This is a genomic window from Yersinia antarctica, from assembly GCF_056636475.1.
The window spans coordinates 2,001,377-2,020,949 of the sequence record NZ_JBSJQF010000001.1; the positions used below are offsets into that span (position 1 = coordinate 2,001,377).

The following is a 19,573-nucleotide window of genomic DNA, read 5'->3' on the forward strand; positions in this document are numbered from 1 at the left end:
CCTTCATTCTGTACCCTGTAGAGGTGTTAGCTACCCTCGTTCCCTCGAATGACTGACTTGATTAAGCTGAGTAGTGCCGCCCTCTATAGCTTGAAATCGCTGAGTATCGTCTATTTATTCCGCATATTACGTTATTCCCCTGCGCTATCGTCAACGACATCTATAATAAAAATAAGTGATTATTGGTGTTACATCTGATAAATCTATATTTCCTCTTGGTACTTGCAGCCGCAGGGGTTAGTTACATTGACTTATCCGTACCTACCTACACGCCAAGTTCGTTGGGCAACAGTTGACTTATTAATTCCCTGGGGGATCCGTGACGTTTCAACACAAACTGGCGCAATTTCCGCGTCTAGATCTGGTCGGCAATCCGACGCCATTGGAAAAACTATCTCGACTCTCCGATTATCTGGGGCGTGAAATTTATATCAAACGTGATGATGTAACACCTCTGGCATTAGGGGGGAACAAATTGCGTAAGTTAGAGTTTTTGGCAGCAGATGCGTTAAGTCAGGGCGCGGATACGCTGGTTACCGCGGGCGCTATTCAGTCTAATCATGTCCGCCAAACAGCAGCAGTTGCGGCGAAATTGGGGCTGCGTTGTGTCGCATTGCTTGAAAACCCGATTGGCACGGCACAGGAAAATTATCTGACCAACGGTAATCGGTTGCTATTGGATCTATTTAACGTAGAAGTAGTGATGTGCGACGGGTTACATGACCCGAACCAACAATTGGCTGAGCTGGCAACCCGTCTGGAGGCTCAGGGCTTTCGGCCGTATGTGGTGCCGGTTGGTGGTTCTAATGCCTTAGGCGCTTTAGGTTATGTGCAATGTGCATTAGAGATTGCGGCTCAGTCGGCTGGGAATGTCACTTTTAGCTCGGTGGTGGTGGCATCGGGTAGTGCGGGCACCCACGCAGGTCTGGCAGTAGGGTTGCAACAATTATTGCCTGATGCCGAGTTGATTGGGGTGACCGTATCGCGTAAAGCCGATGAGCAACGCCCTAAAGTGGCGCATATTCAGCAAGAGTTAGCTGCGTCCCTGGGGATTACTGGGGAGCAGGCAGAAATTATCTTGTGGGATGATTATTTCGCCCCGCAATATGGCATGCCGAACGATGAAGGGTTGGCAGCTATTGGGCTGTTGGCAAGGCTTGAAGGTGTACTGCTCGATCCGGTGTATACCGGCAAGGCGATGGCGGGTTTACTGGATGGTCTTGCGCAGAAAAAGTTTCGCGATGAGGGTCCAATTCTGTTTATCCACACCGGTGGTGCACCCGCATTGTTTGCTTATCATCCACGGGTGTAACCTTTAGTTATTGCTTATTCCGTTTATAGCTATCGTTATTAGTTTATATTCCTTTATTCCATTAACAGCACTGATAAAGTGCTGAATATCAAAAAATAAACATGACAGTCGGGGTATTTATGGGTTTTTCAATTGTTCGTCGCCGGTTAGTTCTGGGCATGGTGGCAGTCGCACTGGCAACAGGCTTGAATGTGAAGTCTTATGCTGCAGGTGATTTGCTGAGTCAGGTCAAAGATCGAGGAACTCTGATTGTTGGGCTAGAGGGCACTTATCCGCCGTTCAGTTTCCAAGGTGAAGATGGGAAACTCACTGGGTTTGAAGTGGATTTTGCTAATGCATTAGCAGAACACATGGGCGTTAAGGCCAAAATCACCCCGACTAAATGGGATGGCATGTTGGCTTCATTGGAGTCCAAGCGTATTGATGTGGCGATTAACCAAGTCACCATTTCTGAAGAGCGTAAGAAAAAATATGATTTCTCAACGCCTTATACCATTTCTGGTATTCAGGTGCTGACTAAGAAAGGTAACGAAGGTAACTTCACTAAACCTGAAGATTTGCAAGGCAAGAAAGTCGGTGTTGGCTTGGGTAGTAACTACGAACAATGGTTACGTGACAACCTGAAAGGTGTTGATATTCGTACCTATGATGATGACCCAACTAAATATCAGGATCTGCGTGTAGGCCGTACGGACGCCATTTTGGTTGACCGTTTAGCTGCATTGGATCTGGTAAAGAAAACCAATGGTACTCTTGCTGTTGCAGGCCCGGCGTTTGCTCGTCAGGAGTCTGGCGTAGCATTGCGTAAGAACAACCCAGAGTTGTTAGCGGCAATCAATCAGGCGATCACTGAGATGCAAAAAGATGGCACGTTGGCCAAAATCTCTGAGAAATATTTTGGTGCGGACGTAACTAAATAATGCAAGAAAGTATTCAATTGGTGCTGGATTCAGCACCATTTTTATTGAAAGGTGCCTGGTTTACCCTCCAGCTCAGTCTGGGGGGGATGTTTTTTGGTCTGGCATTAGGTTTTATGTTGGCCATGATGCGGTTATCTCGTTTCTTGCCGTTATCACTCCTTTCTCGTTTCTATGTCTCCATTTTCCGTGGTACTCCATTAATAGCTCAGCTATTTATGATCTATTATGGTCTGCCACAGTTCGGCATTGAACTGGATCCGATGCCTGCTGCATTGATCGGTCTATCACTTAATACCGCCGCTTATACATCTGAGACATTGCGTGCTGCTATTTCGTCAATTGAGAAAGGGCAGTGGGAAGCTGCGGCCAGTATCGGTATGACACGTTGGCAGACACTTTATCGGGTGATATTGCCGCAAGCCGGGCGCACCGCATTACCTCCGCTAGGGAACAGTTTTATCGGTCTGGTAAAAGATACCTCTTTGGCGGCGACTATCCAGGTTCCTGAACTTTTCCGTCAGGCGCAATTGGTCACTTCTCGTACATTGGAAGTTTTCACTATGTATCTGGCGGCCTCGTTGATTTATTGGGTCATGGCGACATTGTTGTCAGCATTACAAAATCGGCTGGAAGCCCATGTTAATCGTCAGGATCAGGAGTAGCCATGAGTGCCATAGACATTAAACAACTGACCAAACAGTTTAAAGGTCAGCAGGTGCTGCACGGTATCTCACTTGAAGTAAATAGCGGTGAAGTGGTGGCGATCATCGGGCCGAGTGGATCAGGTAAAACGACTTTATTGCGCAGTATTAATCTACTGGAGGTCCCTGATTCAGGGATTATTCGTGTCGGTGACATTGAGATTGATGGCAGCATCCCTATCAGCAAGCAGCAACGTCAGGTGCGTGCACTGCGCCAACAGGTCGGGTTTGTGTTTCAGAGCTTCAATTTGTTTCCACACCGTTCGGTGCTGGAGAATATTATTGAAGGGCCGGTTATTGTTAAAGGCGAAAAGCGAGCCTCTGCGGAGAAACGTGCTCGTGAACTGCTGGCAAAAGTAGGGCTAAGTGGGAAAGAAGATGCTTACCCACGCCGTTTATCCGGTGGTCAGCAGCAGCGGGTTGCCATAGCACGAGCATTAGCGATGCAACCACAGGTTATTCTGTTTGATGAACCGACGTCAGCGTTAGATCCTGAACTGGTGGGGGAGGTTCTCAACACTATCCGCGCACTGGCTGAGGAAAAACGCACCATGGTGATTGTGACGCATGAAATGAGCTTTGCCCGCGATGTGGCTGACAGGGCTATTTTTATGGATCACGGACGGATTGTTGAGCAAGGTCCAGCAAAAGAGTTATTTGCTCATCCGCAGCATGAGCGTACTCGGTTATTCCTTGATAAGTTCCTGAACAATCACTGAGTCATTTACTGCGAAGCTGATAGCCAAATTCAGCGAAATAGGGGGCACTTTTGGGCCCCCAGTTTTATCAAATCATCTTACAAAAAGGCTTCCAGCTTAAGGCGAAGCGCGGTAGCTTTAACTTCCTTCATCTGCCCATGGCCCGGTAATATTTTTTGTTCGACGGTGACCAACCCTGCTTTTTTCAAAATAGCCACATCGCGGGTGACGGCACTGCGATCCCTTTTTAAACGGGTTGAAAGGGAGGTGATAGAGCCAGAGTGCATTTTTACCGCCCGCAGCAGAACAATGCGCGCAGCACTTAATATCCGCACCATCGCTAATGGGTTTTCAAAGGTAATAGTGTGTTCTTCAGGTAAGGCTTTCCCTGCATCTGCCAGAACCGCGAGTTGTTTGCCTCGTTTGAAAAAATCATCTTCCGTTGCTGTTTTGATGACCAGTTTGTCCATTAACTTCTCCTTAATGAAGTCCAATCCTTCTGAAAGCAATCCTCTATCTGTTCAAAGCTGACAAAATCAACTGCTTCAATGCCACCTAAGTAATGGCGATGGTGAAAACCATGCGCATTGTCGTAACCTATTACGCAACCATTATCACCCAGTGATAAATGGTGATTGATATAGGCTAAATTATAACGGGTGATAGTACCGGCCCGATCAGCCCATATTTCACGGCGTAATTGACCATTACCCCGCCGGTTAGCAATTTGATGAGTCTCATCGACAATCTTTTTATCAGACATGAATATTATTATCACTCCTGAGAAGGGTTGTACATAAGATCTTCACTAAGAAGAAAGCTAGGGGCGTATACAGTTCCGTCATTTGTCTGAATTTATAATGAGTTAATTACCAGGGAAGGCTCAACAGAGTGATGTGAAATATGCGAGAGGCTACCAGAGGAAAATAGTTTCATACCCGTTTTACATCGGGGAATGCGGCACATATCGAATAATAACCCGTCAGTTGCGACCGGAGTCTACGTAAAGAATAAGGTCCCGAAGGACCTTATTGGTGCAGGCACTCTAAGTGCGAAAAAGAGTGAGCTTAGTTAGCTAGCCGATGGTCATCAGGCTGGCATTTCCTCCCGCGGCGGCGGTATTCACACTCAGTGAGTGCTCAATCAGCAGACGTTCCAGCAGTATATTTGTTTCACCACGGGCGAAGCCCTGTACCGAGACAATTGGCCCCTCAATTTGCGCTATCTGCTCACACAAGGTGCGCAATTGATCAGCATCACCGTGATAGATAACGGCATCAAACGGTACGTTGGCGGTTTGCCAGTCATGGGTAAGGGTAATTTGGGATTGCACTACCGCCGGTAGCTGGCGTAACAGATCCTTTTGTATCCCCTGTTCTGGCCATAAGATCTCGCAGCCGATTGCCAGAACGGCTGCCAGTTGTATTAGAGCATCAGTGTCATTATCCGCCAGACAAAGAACACGTTCACGTGGTAGTAGGGTATAACTGTTGCGCTCACCGGTTGGCCCAGGCAATAACTGTATGGTGCCACCTTGCGCCAGTTCGCCATAGCGCTGCGCTAAAGGTACTAATTCAGCATATTGTTGTTTGTCAGCCCATTGTATTAGGGCGCGATGGGCTATTTGTAATGCTTCGCGACCAGCCATATTCTGTGGTTGCTCAATATTTTGATGTGCCAGTGTCTTAAGAACTGCATCTTCTGGGCGGCTGCACAACAGGCGATACAGATACAGTGGACCACCCGCTTTAGGGCCGGTTCCTGACAACCCTTCACCACCAAAAGGTTGTACGCCAACCACTGCCCCAACCATATTGCGGTTAACGTAGAGGTTGCCTACCTTAGCTTTTTCAGTGACTTGGGCGATAGTTTCATCAATACGAGTGTGAATGCCCAAGGTTAAACCATAGCCGGATGCGTTGATTTGATCGACTAAGGCGCCAAGGTTCTGACGCTGGAAACGTACCACATGCAGTACCGGCCCGAAGATCTCTTTTTTCAACTCATCAAAGCTATCCAGCTCTATTAATGTTGGCTTAATAAAGGTACCACGTTGCCACTCAGTTTCGTCCTGACTGTTGGTGCGGGCAGCCTGGTAAACTTTACGCCCTTTGGCGCGCATGGCCTGAATATGGCGCTCAATCCCAGCTTTGGCCTCGGCATCAATCACCGGCCCAATATCTGTAGACAGGCGTTCTGGATTACCCATCCGGCACTCGGCCATCGCGCCACGCAACATTTGCAACGTGTGCTCAGCAACATCATCCTGAATGCAAAGAATACGCAAGGCCGAACAACGTTGGCCCGCGCTGTCAAAGGCTGATGCGACGACATCGGTCACCACCTGTTCCGTCAATGCAGAGGAATCAACAATCATGGCATTGAGGCCACCGGTTTCGGCAATCAGCGGCGTTGGGCGGCCCTGAGGATCAAGGCGGCCTGCGATGCTGCGTTGCAAAATAGCAGCGACTTCGGTTGAGCCGGTAAACATCACGCCGCGCACACGGTTGTCATTGACCAATGTCGCCCCAACGTTGTCGCCTCGTCCTGGTAATAGTTGCAGTACGCCGTGAGGAATACCGGCCTCTAGCAAGATACGTACAGCTTGCGCAGCAATCAGTGGCGTTTGTTCTGCCGGTTTTGCCAAGACACTGTTACCGGCAGCTAATGCTGCGGCAATCTGGCCGGTAAATATTGCCAACGGGAAGTTCCACGGGCTGATACAAACCACAGGGCCAAGAGGGCGGTGGCTATCATTGGAGAAATCGTTTCGTACCATTCCAGCATAATAGTGCAGGAAATCAACAGCTTCACGCACTTCGGCAATGGCATTACTGAAGGTTTTACCCGCCTCTCGTACCAGTATCCCCATCAATGCTTGCATCTGACTTTCCATCAGTTCGGCGGCGCGCACTAAAATAGCCGCACGCTCAGCCGGTGGCGTTGCAAACCAGATAGCCCCCGCGCTGCCAGCCGCATCTAGCGCACGACTGATTTCAGCATCCGTTGTTTCGCGAACGTAACCGACGATATCAGCGGGTTCTGCCGGGTTGATAACGGCTTGCGCTATTAGGTTATCAAGTCCTATACCGTTATCTCTTTCTGCGTCAATCATCGGTTCTGCCCGCCATATCTGGCTGGCACTGGTGAGGAGAGCACTGGAGAGCGAGGCCAAACGGTGTTCGTTGGCCAAATCTAATCCGCTGGAATTGGCTCTATCTTTACCGTAGAGGTCGCGTGGTAACGGGATTCGTGGATGAGGCAAACCAAGTTGCCCTTCACTGGCGGCAATTGCTTCTACAGCACTAACAGGATCAGCGACCAGTTCATCCAATGGCAGAGTGGCATCGGCAATGCGATTGACAAACGATGTGTTGGCCCCGTTTTCCAGCAGGCGGCGCACTAGATACGCCAGTAAGGTTTCGTGGGTACCGACCGGAGCGTAAATACGACATGGGCGATTAAGCTTACCCTCGGCAACTTTCCCGACGACTTGTTCATATAGCGGTTCCCCCATGCCATGCAGGCATTGGAACTCATACTGGCCGGGGTAATAATTTTGCCCTGCAAGATGATAGATAGCGGACAAGGTATGCGCGTTATGAGTGGCAAATTGGGGATAAATCAGATTAGGTACGGCCAGTAATTTACGCGCGCAAGCCAGATAAGAGACATCGGTATACACCTTGCGGGTATAAACCGGATAACCTTCTAACCCATCAACTTGAGCGCGTTTAATCTCGCTGTCCCAGTATGCGCCTTTGACTAAGCGAATCATCAGCCGGCGGCGGCTGCGCTGGGCCATATCTATCACGGCATCAATAGTGGCGGGGCAACGTTTTTGGTATGCCTGAATGACGAAACCGATACCATTCCAGCCTGCCAATTTTGGCTCGAAACAGAGTTTTTCCAGCAGATCGAGGGAGATTTCCAGACGATCAGCCTCTTCTGCATCAATGTTAATGCCAATATCATACTGCCGTGCTTGCAAGGTCAACGATAATAGCCGTGGATACAGCTCATCCATTACTCGTTCATATTGAGCACGGCTATAGCGAGGGTGCAGGGCGGACAGCTTAATTGAGATACCTGGCCCTTCATAAATTCCCCTGCCATTTGAGGCTTTGCCGATAGCATGGATTGCTTGTTGATAGGAGAGCAGATAAGCCTGAGCATCTACCTCTGTCAGTGCTGCCTCACCCAACATATCGTAAGAGTAACGGAATCCTTTATCTTCCAGTTTACGGGCGTTCGCCAATGCCTCGGCAATGGTCTCGCCGGTCACAAATTGCTCGCCCATCAGGCGCATCGCCATATCCACACCTTTGCGGATCAATGGCTCACCACCTTTACCGATAATACGATTTAAGGAGCCGGAGAGCTTAGCCTCATTATGAGTAGAGACCAGATGGCCGGTAAAGAGCAGCCCCCAGGTCGCCGCATTGACAAACATCGACGGGCTGCGCCCCAAATGAGAGTGCCAGTTGCCGTTACTGATTTTATCGCGGATCAGTGCATCACGAGTGGGCTTATCAGGAATACGCAGTAGTGCTTCCGCGAGACACATCAATGCCACACCCTCTTGTGAAGAGAGGGAGAACTCTTGCAGTAAGCTTTGCACGATACCCGCGCGACCATTAGCACTCTTCTGGTTACGCAATTTTTCAGCAATGGAGTAGGCCAGCTTATGGGTTTCTTGCGCTAAATCGGCCGGTAAACGTGCTTGCTCCAATAACATCGGTATGGCTTCAGTTTCGGGACGACGATAGGCCGCAGTGATGGCCGCACGAGTTACTGATTGTGGTAGCACTTGCTCGGCAAAATCTAAAAATGGTTGATGTGCGCTTTCAGTGACTTGCGGCATAATATCGTCCGTTTCCGCGATAGGGGTCACATGGGGTGTTGGCAATTCGGGTAGCTCACTGCCACTTTCCAGTCGTTCCAAATAGTTAAAAATGGCCTGCTTGATCAGCCAGTGTGGCGTGCGGTCAATACGCTGTGCCGCGCCCTTGATACGGTCGCGTGTTGCTTCATCGAGTTTCACGCCCATTGTGGTGCTACCCATGCTGTCCGGCTCCTTTAATAAGGGGGATTATGATTTGATTCCTGATAATATCAGGCATGTTGCAACTTTGTGCAACCGTGTTAAATCACGGCGTGAATGAAGTGTGAATTCAGTCTTGTTTTTAACAATCGAGCGGGGCGTAGGAGGGATCGAATATTATGTTTAACTAAGGCTAATGCTAACAATGGTAGGCTTTGTGAGGGATTAACCTTAGGTATGACTCATTTTGCAATGGAAGGTGTAACCTCTAACATGGCGTAATGTGATGCAGGGTGAATTTTTTGTAAAAAATTTGTTTAATTTGTTGTGAGTAAGGAAACTCCTCCACTAGGATAGCCACCGCGAGATGGCCGTTCGCCAGCGAATAGTTGTGCTGGTAGTTTATTTGAGTTCGAGATTCATCTCTGGTGCTACTGAGTGTCACGTTCCGGCTCTCCAGAGTGAAAACATGACACCGCACTGAGCGGAAAGAACTCAAAATAGCGGGATATATTAAAACGATAATACGCACTATGGAGACGTTGCATGACCATGAATACGCCAATGTTGGTGACTTTTTTAGTTTACATTTTTGGGATGATATTAATTGGCCTCATGGCCTACCGGGCAACCAATAACTTTGATGATTATATTCTGGGTGGGCGAAGTTTAGGCAGTGTGGTCACTGCATTATCTGCCGGTGCTTCCGATATGAGTGGCTGGTTATTAATGGGATTACCGGGGGCAATATTCCTGTCGGGTATTTCCGAGAGCTGGATAGCCATTGGTTTAACGATTGGTGCTTATCTTAACTGGAAGTTGGTCGCAGGCCGTTTGCGGGTTCATACCGAAGCCAATAACAATGCACTGACATTGCCTGATTATTTTACCAGCCGTTTTGAAGATAAGAGTAAATTGCTGCGGGTGATATCAGCGGTAGTTATCTTGGTTTTCTTCACTATTTATTGCGCTTCAGGAATCGTTGCCGGTGCGCGTTTATTCGAAAGTACGTTTGATATGAGCTATGGCACCGCATTATGGGCTGGTGCTGCGGCCACCATCGCCTATACCTTTATTGGCGGTTTCCTCGCAGTAAGCTGGACGGATACAGTACAAGCAACGCTGATGATTTTTGCTCTGATCCTGACCCCGATTATTGTTATTCTGGCGGTGGGAGGTATCGACACTTCCATGATGGTCATTGCTGCGAAAAATCCCGCGAATATCGACATGTTTAAAGGGCTGAATCTGGTTGCCATCCTCTCTCTACTCGGTTGGGGATTGGGTTATTTTGGTCAGCCACATATTCTGGCGCGTTTTATGGCGGCAGACTCTCACCGTACTATTCGTAGTGCACGCCGCATCAGTATGACTTGGATGATCCTCTGTCTGGCAGGGACCATCGCGGTGGGCTTCTTTGGTATTGCTTACTTTGAAAACCATCCTGAACAAGCCGGGAATGTGAGCCAAAATGGCGAACGTGTTTTCATTGAGTTAGCTAAATTACTCTTCAATCCATGGATTGCCGGTATTTTACTGTCCGCTATTCTGGCAGCCGTCATGAGTACCTTAAGCTGCCAATTACTGGTGTGTTCTAGTGCGTTGACGGAAGACCTGTACAAAGCATTCCTGCGTAAAAAGGCCAGCCAGAAAGAGTTAGTGTGGGTCGGCCGTGCCATGGTGTTGCTGGTGGCATTGATAGCTATCGCACTGGCAGCGGACCCGGATAATCGGGTTCTTGGTCTGGTTAGCTATGCATGGGCTGGTTTTGGCGCCGCATTTGGTCCTGTGGTTCTTATCTCGGTGATTTGGCCACGAATGACTCGCAATGGCGCACTGGCAGGGATGTTGCTCGGTGCTATTACGGTTATCGTCTGGAAGCAATATGCCTGGTTGGGCTTGTATGAAATTATACCAGGCTTCCTATTTGCCAGTATCGCCATTGTGGTGGTGAGCTTGTTGGGCAATACGCCAAGTAATACCATTACTGAACGTTTCCGTAATGCTGAAGCGGAGTTTAAAACCATTTAATAGCGCACACATGCAGTTATTAATAGCATTTACTGTTGCTTAACATCGCCTCCTGTACAACAGGAGGCTTTTTTTTGCTGAAAATTGCGCCAGATATCGATAAATAGGCTGAGAGGGCGGTGCGACCTAAAAAAACGTATCTTAATGAATTTATTTGTTATTTAACCTAGCAGAAACAACTTGCCACAGTTTGTTTAACAATATTCTTATTTAGCCTCTTGAATTTCTTTTTGCCAGAATGATAATCACTATCGTTCTTAGTTTTACTTTTCTTTACGAAAATTGACGTTACTCATAATTACATATTTATACCCATATCCAGCGCAGGGGTGCTTAGCATGTTTGTCCCATTTCTAATTATGTTTCGTGAAGGGCTGGAAGCCGCGCTGATTGTTAGCTTGATAGCCAGTTACCTTAAGCGTACTCAACGCGGTCAATGGATGGGGGCAGTGTGGATTGGAGTGGTAACGGCAGCCGCGCTATGCCTTGCTATCGGCATCTTTATTAATGAAACCACGGGTGAGTTTCCGCAAAAACAGCAAGAGCTGTTTGAAGGTATTATTGCGGTGGTCGCAGTTTGCATTTTAACCTATATGGTTTTCTGGATGCGCAAGGTATCCAAGTCAGTCAAAGTCCATCTGGAAGGGGCAATTGATAATGCACTCAACTCAGGCCGCAGTCAGGGCTGGGCATTGGTGGCGATGGTCTTTTTTGCCGTGGCCCGCGAAGGGCTTGAATCGGTATTCTTCTTACTGGCGGCTTTCCAGCAGGATGTCGGGATTGGCGCGCCAATTGGCGCAATACTTGGCCTGACCTGCGCCATTTTGGTGGGGATGGCTATCTACTGGGGCGGCGTTAAGTTGCATCTGGCTAAATTTTTCAAATGGACCAGCCTGTTTATCTTGTTTGTCGCCGCAGGCCTGGCCGCCGGAGCCATCAGAGCTTTCCATGAAGCCGGTCTGTGGAATCATTTTCAGGATATCGCGTTCGATTTGACGAATGTGCTCTCCACTCATTCACTGCTCGGCACCTTCCTTGAAGGGATGTTTGGCTATCAGGAAGCACCAACAATCAGCGAAGTTGCGGTCTACTTTATCTATCTGATTCCGGCACTGATCCTCTTTTTCCTTCCACCACGCACTACGGCGGCCACAATTGCCCCTGCTGCGCGGAAAACTAACCAATAATTCAGGAATTTTCACATGTCTAACCGGTTCTTCCGTCGCACTGCATTGCACGCCGCGTTACTGGCACTACCTGCTGTGGCTATCAACGTACAAGCAGCTGATATTCCACAAATTAAAATTACCGTTAACGATAAGCAGTGTGAGCCGATGGCGCTGTCTATTCCGGCCGGTAAAACTCAATTTATTGTTCATAATGCCAGTCAGAAAGGGTTGGAGTGGGAGATCCTCAAAGGCGTGATGGTGGTTGAGGAACGCGAAAATATTGCCCCGGGCTTTACCCAGAAGATGACGGCTGATCTGGAGCCGGGTGAATACGATATGACCTGTGGCTTACTCAGCAACCCGAAAGGTAAATTGACAGTCACGGCGGCTGGTGATAACGCGGCGGTAAAACCGGACGCGATGGCATTGGTCGGGCCAATTGCTGAATATAAAGTCTATGTAACACAAGAAGTTGCCCAATTAGTCACGCAAACTAAAGCCTTTACTGATGCAATCAAGAAAGGCGATTTGGCTCTGGCGCGCAAGTTGTATGCGCCAACCCGCCAGCATTATGAGCGTATCGAGCCGATTGCTGAACTGTTCTCAGATTTGGATGGCAGTATCGATGCCCGTGAGGACGATTTTGAGCAGAAGGCCGCTGATCCGAAATTTACCGGTTTTCATCGGTTAGAAAAAATCCTGTTTGGTGACAACACCACTAAAGGCGCGGATAAATTCGCCGACCAACTGTACAAGGACACCCTGGAACTGCAACAACGCATCACCGGCCTGACATTTGCGCCAAATAAAGTGGTTGGTGGTGCTGCGGGCTTAATCGAAGAGGTTGCGGCCAGCAAAATCAGTGGTGAAGAAGACCGTTATAGTCGTACTGATCTGTGGGATTTCCAGGCCAACGTTGATGGAGCACAGAAAATTGTTAATCTGCTGCGGCCATTGCTGGAAAAAGCCGACCAGCCGCTGCTGCAAAAAATCGATGCTAACTTCAAAACCGTCGATAGCGTATTGGCGAAATATCGCACGAAAGAGGGTTATGAGTCTTACGAGAAGTTAACTGACGCCGATCGTAATGCTATGAAAGGGCCGATTACGGCACTGGCGGAAGACCTTGCTCAGCTTCGTGGCGTATTGGGTTTGGATTGAGGCATTAAGATGAGTAAGAAAACCGACCCGCAACACGGGTCGTATCAACATGGTAGCGGGGCGGCGTTGCCCTCCCGTCGGCGTTTACTGCTGGGTATGGGCATGATGAGTGGTGCCTTGGCTCTTGGCGGGGCAAAGATAGCCCGAGCGGCAGATTGCCCTGCACCCGAGGCTGCACTTGCGCAAGATGAACGCTGGCAGAAGCAGCCCTTTTATGGTCAGCATCAGTCAGGGGTATTAACCCCACAGCAAGCGGCCATGATGCTGGTAGCATTTGATGTACTGGCCACCGATAAGGCGGCCTTGACCCGATTATTCAAACTGCTGACGGAGCGGCTGGCCTTCCTGACCCGCGGCGGGCATGCACCTTCGGTTAATGCCAAATTGCCACCGCTGGATTCTGGAATTATGGGGCCGGAAATTTACCCGGATAACCTGACCATTACGGTTTCTGTGGGGGATTCCTTGTTTGATGAGCGGTTTGGTTTTCAGGGGCAGAAACCACTGCGGCTACAAAGAATGACGCGCTTCCCCAATGATTCACTGGATGCGGGTTTGTGTCATGGTGATATCTTGCTGCAAATCTGTGCTAATACCAATGAAACGGTGATTCACGCTCTGCGCGATATTATCAAGCACACGCCAGATTTACTCAGTGTGCGGTGGAAGCGTGAAGGTTTTATTTCTGCTCATGCGGCCCGTAGCAAAGGTAAAGAAACGCCGATCAATTTGTTGGGTTTTAAAGATGGGACTGCGAATCCCAAAACCAGTGATAAGCCGCTGATTAATCAAGTGGTATGGGTTCAGGGCAATATCGGCGAGCCCGCATGGGCAGTCGGGGGTAGCTATCAGGCGGCGCGGATTATTCGCTTTAAAGTGGAATTTTGGGATCGCACACCGTTACAAGAACAGCAGACTATCTTTGGCCGTGATAAACATAGCGGTGCCCCCTTGGGGAGCCTACATGAACATGATGAGCCGGATTACACCAAAGATCCCGATGGCAACGTGATTAAGTTAGATGCACATATCCGGCTGGCAAATCCACGTACCGCAGAAACTCAGAATAACCTGATGTTACGCCGTGGCTACAGTTACTCGCTGGGAGTGTCAAATTCAGGGCAACTGGACATGGGCTTGCTGTTTGTCTGCTACCAATCTGATTTGGAAAAGGCGTTCCTGACGGTACAAAAACGGTTGAACGGTGAGGCGTTAGAAGAGTATGTCAAACCGATCGGTGGGGGATATTTCTTCGTGTTACCTGGGGTGGTTGATGCTAACCACTATCTGGCACAAGGGTTGCTTGAAGCCTAACTCCGTTTAATGAGTAAGAAAAAGCACCGCTTTCATGCGGTGCTTTTTTATTGCCAGACAGCAGGGTTGATGCTCAAAGCAGATTTGAACGCTACTTGCCAAGCCCTGATATGGGCTGAATATTGAGCGAAACTAACCCCGCTGCGGTATTAGGTCTGAAGGGCGTTAGCTTACCAGTTTGGCGGTAATTTTTGCCACATGCTCGCCCTGGAAACGGGCGATAGCAAGCTCTTCAGCAGTTGGCTGACGGGAGCCATCACCACCGGCAATGGTTGTTGCACCATATGGGGTACCGCCACGGGTCTGTGAAACATCAAATAACTCTTTGGCCCCATAGCCGATTGGCACGATGATAAAACCGTGGTGGGCTAATGTGGTCCATGTGGAGGTGATGGTGTGCTCTTGTCCGCCGCCAGTACCGGTTGAGGAGAATACACTGGCAACTTTGCCGTACAGTGCACCAGAAGCCCATAGCCCGCCGGTTTGATCGAGGAAGGTACGCATTTGCCCTGCCATATTACCGAAACGGGTTGGGGTACCAAAAATGATGCCATCGTAATCGGCCAGTTCTTGCGGCGTTGCGACCGGGGCTTGCTGGTTGTTTTTGCCGCCGGCATTGGCGAAGGCGTCTGGTGGCATGGTTTCAGGGACCCGTTTGATGGTCACTTCAACACCGTTGACTTTTTGGGCACCTTCGGCAATCGCACCGGCAAGTGTTTCAATATGCCCATACATGGAATAGTAAAGCACTAAAATTTTCGCCATCTCGCTATGCTCCAATCAAATTTATTGAATAATGCTGATGATGTAATCATAGTCGCTGCTAATGACACCTATTAACCATACGCCAATACAATCAGGCTGCAACTTATTAGTCGTGCGCAAAATGAATGGGATATTAGGTAACCTTCTCTTTCTGCTGGTTTTATTAGCGCAATATTGTTACAGATTACGTAACTTCTTTTGCAGGCGTTTTTGCTGCCAGCGCTCGACCCAATTACCCAGCAATAACAGATTTATTGCGCGCAGACACAGCGGGATACTTAGCCCTAGCACTACCCACCAGGCCCACATATAGCCAGGTGAAGTAAACCAATTGATAGCAAACAGCACTGCACACAGAATAACCGCCCGCAGTAACTGACGCAGTAAGGACATTTCATCCTCAACCGCTTTGCGGGCATCAATGACGCGTTGGTCAACAGCTTGCGACGGGGTGCTCTGTTCCTGAGAGACATTTGGGCAATACAGCTCACTGACTTTCAGATCCATGACGGCCGCAATAGCACTCAGTGTTTCCAAGCTGGCTTGTTCACCATTCTCTATGCGTTGAATCGTGCGTACACTCAGACTGCAAAGTTCAGCCAACTGTTCTTGTGACCAGGCCCGGGCCAACCGCAATTCACGAATACGATACATGTTCATACTGATTTTCCTATGAGGTTTGAAGCGATATCAACAAACCTATGCTTAAGCCCTCGTCACTGCCACGACAGCAGCATGACATGTTCCCGACAGCTTTCTGACACGCTTATCACGACTTATTTAACCGCTGTTGCGAGCATTTTACCGCGACGACCCTGCACATGGCGTGACGTCTTGGTTATAAAACGCCTTAACGCTCTTGATTGAGCTTTTTGGCACACTAACAGAGCGTTATGGCACAATGTAAACAAGCCTGTTTGCGTAAGCTACTAACTTACCTCACAGGAGAACCATCATGAAAAAGATAGCACTGTCTCTGGCGATTATCGCAGTGTCATTATCTGCTCAGGCACAAACCTTCAGCGTCAAAAGTAGCGATATGCCTGAAGGTAGACCCTTACAAACCCAGCAGGTTTTTAACGGATTTGGCTGTGATGGCGGGAATCAATCGCCACAGCTTTCATGGCAGGGTGCGCCCGCAGGAACCAAAAGCTTCGCCATTACCGCTTATGATCCTGATGCCCCGACGGGGAGTGGCTGGTGGCATTGGACGGTGGTGAATATCCCCGCCGATGTTCATTCATTGGCAACAAATGCTGGGCAGAGCAAAAATGGCACTTTACCTGTTGGTGCCGTTCAGGGGCGCAATGACTTCGGCTATGCGGGATTCGGAGGGGCTTGCCCACCAGCAGGAGATAAACCTCATCGCTATCAGTTCACTGTGTGGGCATTGAAAACAGATAAATTACCCCTCAATAGTGATGCCAGTGGTGCATTGGTGGGTTTTATGCTCAACAGTAATGTGATTGCGAAAACGCAACTGGTTGCCACTTATGGCCGCTAATTATTAATCCAAGAGCAGGAAGTATGCAGCAGATAAATCATAGCCAGATGACTATCTCCAGCGCTGAAATTGTTGCCCGCCGAGCACATACGTTGCATCGGGTCACGGTGTTTTCACCGGCACTGTGCCATGTCCGTCAGGGCAGTAAATTGGTGCAATGGGGGGCACAGGCTGCCAGTGCGGGGCAATCGTCGCTTATTTTGTTTCCTGCCGGTATCGAAGTCAGTATCGCGAATACCCCGGATCGGGGGCATTATTGTTCTGATATGGTCTATCTGCCGCAAAGTTTATTACGCCAGTTTCGCCACTGGTACGGTGCCTCGGCGGTGACGCCAGTGGCAACTGCATCGCTATGTGTTCCTCTGGATAGCCATACCCGCCTTGCATGGGATAGCTTATTGCTCAACGTGAAGTGTCATGCGCCAGATGCGCTCTTACAGCATGCGGCGATGGGGGTTTTATTGGCGCTGCACTTGGCTGGGCAGGCAGGGACGTTATTAATCGACCGACGAGATAAATGGGCGGAACAGGTACAACAAATTTTACTGCTCGATCCGGCGCGCAACTGGAGCGTGAGTGACGTCGCCCACTCTTTGCATATTGGGGATTCAACTTTGCGGCGCAAACTGATGCAAGAAGATCGTAGTTTTCGCGTGATTCTGGAAGAGGTTCGTATGGGGTGTGCATTAAATGCATTACAAACCACATCACTTTCGATTGGCGAGATCGCTGCACAGCACGGTTATATTTCACCGTCCCGCTTTACTTCACGTTTTCAGCGGCATTTTGGCTTAACGCCACGCCGATTACGCGAAGCAATCACGGCAGCCTAAGTATAACCTTACTCCCGTGCAGGGAGTAAGGTGATGATAATAAAACAACCGCTATAGGTGATGATGATGTCTTACTGATTACGGTTATCGTACAAGTAGCTTCTGCGCTTCTTCAAGATGAGATAGCCAATGGTCAGAATGACAAACCACAGCGGCGTCACTATCAGCGCTTGGCGGGTATCACTTTCCAAGGTTAACAGCACCAGGACAAAGGCAAAGAACGCCATACATACCCACGACATGAAAATACCAGCGGGCATTTTATAGATGGATTTCTTATGTAATGCCGGGCGTCTTTTGCGATACACCAGGTAAGAGCAAAGGATGATGGTCCAGACGAACATAAACAGAATCGCTGAAACTGTGGTGACCAGTGTAAACACCGTCATTACGTTCGGGATTAGGTAAATGAGAACCACACCACCTAGCAAACAGATACAAGAAAATGTCAGGCCGGATGCGGGGACGGAACGGCGCGACAGCTTACCAAATTGCTTTGGTGCATCACCTTCTTTTGCCAAACCGAACAACATACGGCTGGTGGAAAACACGCCACTGTTAGCTGACGAAGCCGCCGAGGTTAGGACCACAAAGTTGATCACACTCGCAGCGGCGGGTAACCCGACCAGAACGAATAACTCAACAAACGGGCTTTTATCGGCAACTACTGAACTCCATGGTGTCACTGACATAATCATAATCAATGAGAAAACATAGAACATGATGATGCGGATAGGGATGGAGTTAATAGCACGCGGTAATACCACTTCAGGATCTTTGGTTTCAGCGGCGGTGGTCCCAACTAACTCAATACCGACAAAAGCAAAAACGGCTATCTGGAAGCCCGCAAAGAATCCACTGATTCCTTTCGGGAACATCCCGCCATCATTCCATAAATGGGTAAATGACGCGGTGGTACCCGAAGGGGACTGATAGCTCATTAACACCATGGTTAAGCCGGCAAAGATCAGTGCCACAATTGCCACAATTTTAATCATGGCAAACCAGAACTCCATTTCACCGAACATTTTCACCGTGGCCAAATTCAGTGATAGCAACAGTAAAACCACTAGCAGTGAGGCAACCCACTGGGAGAAACCGGGGAACCAAAATTGGGCGTAAGCCGTGATGGCAACCACATCAGCGATACCGGTGATGACCCAACAAAACCAGTAGGTCCAGCCGGTGAAAAAACCAGCCCAAGGACCGAGTAAGTCGGCAGCGAAATCACTAAATGATTTATATTTCAGATTCGATAGCAGCAGCTCACCCATGGCCCGCATCACGAAAAACAGCATAAAACCGATTATCATATAAACGAAAATAATCGACGGCCCGGCAAGGCTGATGGTTTTACCCGATCCCATAAACAATCCGGTACCTATAGCCCCGCCAATAGCAATTAGCTGGATATGGCGGTTGGAGAGACTTCGTTGAAGGTGCTCTTCAGGTTCCGGCAACTGTTCTGCCACTATCTTGGATTGGTCTACCATCTTTCCCATTCCCTCTTCCTGTATTTGTGAAGTTGTTGAGCTCTATGTTGGCTCTTTGGTCTTAACCTGTCTGTCTGTCTGTCTGTCTGTCTGTCTGTCTGTCTGTCTGTCTGTCTGTCTGTTAGTTTTTTGCTATGTTTTAAGTACAATTTGCGAATTATTTAATATCTTCGCAACAATAATTGCACAATACGCCTCGTTTTCCAGTGTTTATATTTCACACACTGAATTTTGTTAAGTTCATCACAGCATCTGGAATTACAACATGAAGTCACATAACTAACAATAATCGTAAAGAACAGATGAATAATTAATCTCCAGAGAGGGATATAAACAGTATAAACAGAAAAATCCGATGAAATGTTTGACAGCCAAGGCTAACAGGAGAATAATTATCGCCGTTGGGTCGTTAGCTCAGTTGGTAGAGCAGTTGACTCTTAATCAATTGGTCGCAGGTTCGAACCCTGCACGACCCACCAACAAAATCAATAAGTTACACTAAATTTCATATGTTTTATTTATATTTTCGTGCCATATTTGTATCGGTAATATTTAATATTCCATCTGTTTATTTTATATGCTGGATTAAATTGATAGGTTAACCACGAACAAGCCTTATTAGTATCTC

The 19,573-nt window shown here is 48.5% G+C and carries 16 protein-coding genes and 1 tRNA gene; 11 read left to right on the plus strand and 6 right to left on the minus strand.

Annotation, left to right across the window (positions count from 1 at the left end):
- Positions 1–319 precede the first annotated feature (319 nt).
- From ACWJJO_RS09240 to tcyN, 4 genes are all read left to right on the plus strand, one after another.
- A complete protein-coding gene (locus ACWJJO_RS09240; RefSeq protein ID WP_481090941.1) occupies positions 320–1,312 on the plus strand; it encodes a D-cysteine desulfhydrase in 993 nt (330 codons plus the stop codon).
- Positions 1,313–1,431: 119 nt separating this feature from the next.
- Positions 1,432–2,232 carry a cystine ABC transporter substrate-binding protein gene (tcyJ, locus tag ACWJJO_RS09245; RefSeq protein ID WP_083159137.1) on the plus strand — a complete coding sequence of 267 codons (801 nt, stop codon included), beginning with the start codon at positions 1,432–1,434 and terminating at the stop codon, positions 2,230–2,232.
- Entirely contained in the window at positions 2,232–2,894 is a 663-nt protein-coding gene (gene tcyL, locus ACWJJO_RS09250) for a cystine ABC transporter permease (protein WP_083159136.1), read from the plus strand. The genes tcyJ and tcyL overlap by 1 nt, the downstream gene beginning before the upstream one ends.
- Before the next feature lie 2 nt (positions 2,895–2,896).
- Positions 2,897–3,652, plus strand: coding sequence for an L-cystine ABC transporter ATP-binding protein TcyN (tcyN, locus tag ACWJJO_RS09255; protein ID WP_005189402.1), 756 nt, complete (start codon positions 2,897–2,899; stop codon positions 3,650–3,652).
- A 77-nt stretch (positions 3,653–3,729) separates the two neighbouring features.
- Here the strand turns inward: tcyN and ACWJJO_RS09260 are convergent, their stop codons facing one another.
- The 3 genes from ACWJJO_RS09260 to putA all read right to left on the minus strand — a co-directional run bounded on the left by ACWJJO_RS09260 (position 3,730) and on the right by putA (position 8,696).
- Positions 3,730–4,101 (minus strand): HVO_A0114 family putative DNA-binding protein, encoded by a 372-nt coding sequence (locus ACWJJO_RS09260; protein ID WP_481090942.1) that lies wholly within the window; start codon positions 4,099–4,101, stop codon positions 3,730–3,732.
- Positions 4,101–4,394: a toxin-antitoxin system TumE family protein gene (locus ACWJJO_RS09265; protein WP_083159133.1), complete on the minus strand. Its 294-nt coding sequence runs from the start codon at positions 4,392–4,394 to the stop codon at positions 4,101–4,103. Before ACWJJO_RS09265 ends, ACWJJO_RS09260 begins: the two co-directional genes overlap by 1 nt.
- A 312-nt stretch (positions 4,395–4,706) precedes the next feature.
- Positions 4,707–8,696 carry a trifunctional transcriptional regulator/proline dehydrogenase/L-glutamate gamma-semialdehyde dehydrogenase gene (gene putA / locus ACWJJO_RS09270; protein WP_481090943.1) on the minus strand — a complete coding sequence of 1,330 codons (3,990 nt, stop codon included), beginning with the start codon at positions 8,694–8,696 and terminating at the stop codon, positions 4,707–4,709.
- Between the two features lie 525 nt (positions 8,697–9,221).
- Here putA and putP point away from each other — a divergent pair.
- The 4 genes from putP (at position 9,222) to efeB (ending at position 14,350) form a co-directional block, all read left to right on the plus strand.
- On the plus strand, positions 9,222–10,706 hold the full coding sequence (gene putP / locus ACWJJO_RS09275; RefSeq protein ID WP_083159131.1) for a sodium/proline symporter PutP: 1,485 nt from the start codon (positions 9,222–9,224) through the stop codon (positions 10,704–10,706).
- 338 nt (positions 10,707–11,044) lie between these two features.
- On the plus strand, positions 11,045–11,893 hold the full coding sequence (efeU, locus tag ACWJJO_RS09280; RefSeq protein ID WP_372569044.1) for an iron uptake transporter permease EfeU: 849 nt from the start codon (positions 11,045–11,047) through the stop codon (positions 11,891–11,893).
- Between the two features lie 15 nt (positions 11,894–11,908).
- Complete coding sequence (gene efeO, locus ACWJJO_RS09285; RefSeq protein WP_481090944.1) at positions 11,909–13,036, plus strand: iron uptake system protein EfeO; 1,128 nt, start codon at positions 11,909–11,911, stop codon at positions 13,034–13,036.
- Between the two features lie 9 nt (positions 13,037–13,045).
- Entirely contained in the window at positions 13,046–14,350 is a 1,305-nt protein-coding gene (gene efeB, locus ACWJJO_RS09290; protein WP_481090945.1) for an iron uptake transporter deferrochelatase/peroxidase subunit, read from the plus strand.
- A 165-nt stretch (positions 14,351–14,515) separates the two neighbouring features.
- On the opposite strand, the gene wrbA is transcribed toward efeB, so the two are convergent.
- Positions 14,516–15,115, minus strand: a complete 600-nt coding sequence (gene wrbA / locus ACWJJO_RS09295) for an NAD(P)H:quinone oxidoreductase (RefSeq protein ID WP_481090946.1) — start codon at positions 15,113–15,115, stop codon at positions 14,516–14,518.
- 177 nt (positions 15,116–15,292) lie between these two features.
- Positions 15,293–15,775: a helix-turn-helix domain-containing protein gene (locus tag ACWJJO_RS09300; RefSeq protein WP_083159126.1), complete on the minus strand. Its 483-nt coding sequence runs from the start codon at positions 15,773–15,775 to the stop codon at positions 15,293–15,295.
- 295 nt (positions 15,776–16,070) lie between these two features.
- On the opposite strand from ACWJJO_RS09300, the gene ACWJJO_RS09305 reads away from it, so the two are divergent.
- Together ACWJJO_RS09305 and ACWJJO_RS09310 are read left to right on the plus strand one after the other, a co-directional pair.
- Positions 16,071–16,619, plus strand: a complete 549-nt coding sequence (locus tag ACWJJO_RS09305; RefSeq protein ID WP_083159125.1) for a kinase inhibitor — start codon at positions 16,071–16,073, stop codon at positions 16,617–16,619.
- Between the two features lie 23 nt (positions 16,620–16,642).
- The gene (locus ACWJJO_RS09310; protein WP_083159124.1) at positions 16,643–17,452 is read left to right on the plus strand and encodes a helix-turn-helix transcriptional regulator; all 810 of its coding nucleotides are present in this window, start codon (positions 16,643–16,645) and stop codon (positions 17,450–17,452) included.
- 71 nt (positions 17,453–17,523) lie between these two features.
- Here the strand turns inward: ACWJJO_RS09310 and cycA are convergent, their stop codons facing one another.
- Complete coding sequence (cycA, locus tag ACWJJO_RS09315) at positions 17,524–18,945, minus strand: D-serine/D-alanine/glycine transporter (RefSeq protein WP_193784822.1); 1,422 nt, start codon at positions 18,943–18,945, stop codon at positions 17,524–17,526.
- A gap of 403 nt (positions 18,946–19,348) precedes the next feature.
- On the opposite strand from cycA, the gene ACWJJO_RS09320 reads away from it, so the two are divergent.
- Positions 19,349–19,424 (plus strand) — tRNA-Lys (locus tag ACWJJO_RS09320).
- The last annotated feature ends 149 nt before the right edge of the window (positions 19,425–19,573 follow it).

Excerpts from the sequence above, each read along its gene's own strand:
- tcyJ (WP_083159137.1), top strand. The coding sequence starts at position 1,432 with ATGGGTTTTTCAATTGTTCGTCGCCGGTTAGTTCTGGGCATGGTGGCA.
- tcyL (WP_083159136.1), top strand. The coding sequence starts at position 2,232 with ATGCAAGAAAGTATTCAATTGGTGCTGGATTCAGCACCATTTTTATTG.
- tcyN (WP_005189402.1), top strand. The coding sequence starts at position 2,897 with ATGAGTGCCATAGACATTAAACAACTGACCAAACAGTTTAAAGGTCAG.
- ACWJJO_RS09260 (WP_481090942.1), bottom strand. The coding sequence starts at position 4,101 with ATGGACAAACTGGTCATCAAAACAGCAACGGAAGATGATTTTTTCAAA.
- ACWJJO_RS09265 (WP_083159133.1), bottom strand. The coding sequence starts at position 4,394 with ATGTCTGATAAAAAGATTGTCGATGAGACTCATCAAATTGCTAACCGG.
- putA (WP_481090943.1), bottom strand. The coding sequence starts at position 8,696 with ATGGGTAGCACCACAATGGGCGTGAAACTCGATGAAGCAACACGCGAC.
- putP (WP_083159131.1), top strand. The coding sequence starts at position 9,222 with ATGACCATGAATACGCCAATGTTGGTGACTTTTTTAGTTTACATTTTT.
- efeU (WP_372569044.1), top strand. The coding sequence starts at position 11,045 with ATGTTTGTCCCATTTCTAATTATGTTTCGTGAAGGGCTGGAAGCCGCG.
- efeO (WP_481090944.1), top strand. The coding sequence starts at position 11,909 with ATGTCTAACCGGTTCTTCCGTCGCACTGCATTGCACGCCGCGTTACTG.
- efeB (WP_481090945.1), top strand. The coding sequence starts at position 13,046 with ATGAGTAAGAAAACCGACCCGCAACACGGGTCGTATCAACATGGTAGC.
- wrbA (WP_481090946.1), bottom strand. The coding sequence starts at position 15,115 with ATGGCGAAAATTTTAGTGCTTTACTATTCCATGTATGGGCATATTGAA.
- ACWJJO_RS09300 (WP_083159126.1), bottom strand. The coding sequence starts at position 15,775 with ATGAACATGTATCGTATTCGTGAATTGCGGTTGGCCCGGGCCTGGTCA.
- ACWJJO_RS09305 (WP_083159125.1), top strand. The coding sequence starts at position 16,071 with ATGAAAAAGATAGCACTGTCTCTGGCGATTATCGCAGTGTCATTATCT.
- ACWJJO_RS09310 (WP_083159124.1), top strand. The coding sequence starts at position 16,643 with ATGCAGCAGATAAATCATAGCCAGATGACTATCTCCAGCGCTGAAATT.
- cycA (WP_193784822.1), bottom strand. The coding sequence starts at position 18,945 with ATGGTAGACCAATCCAAGATAGTGGCAGAACAGTTGCCGGAACCTGAA.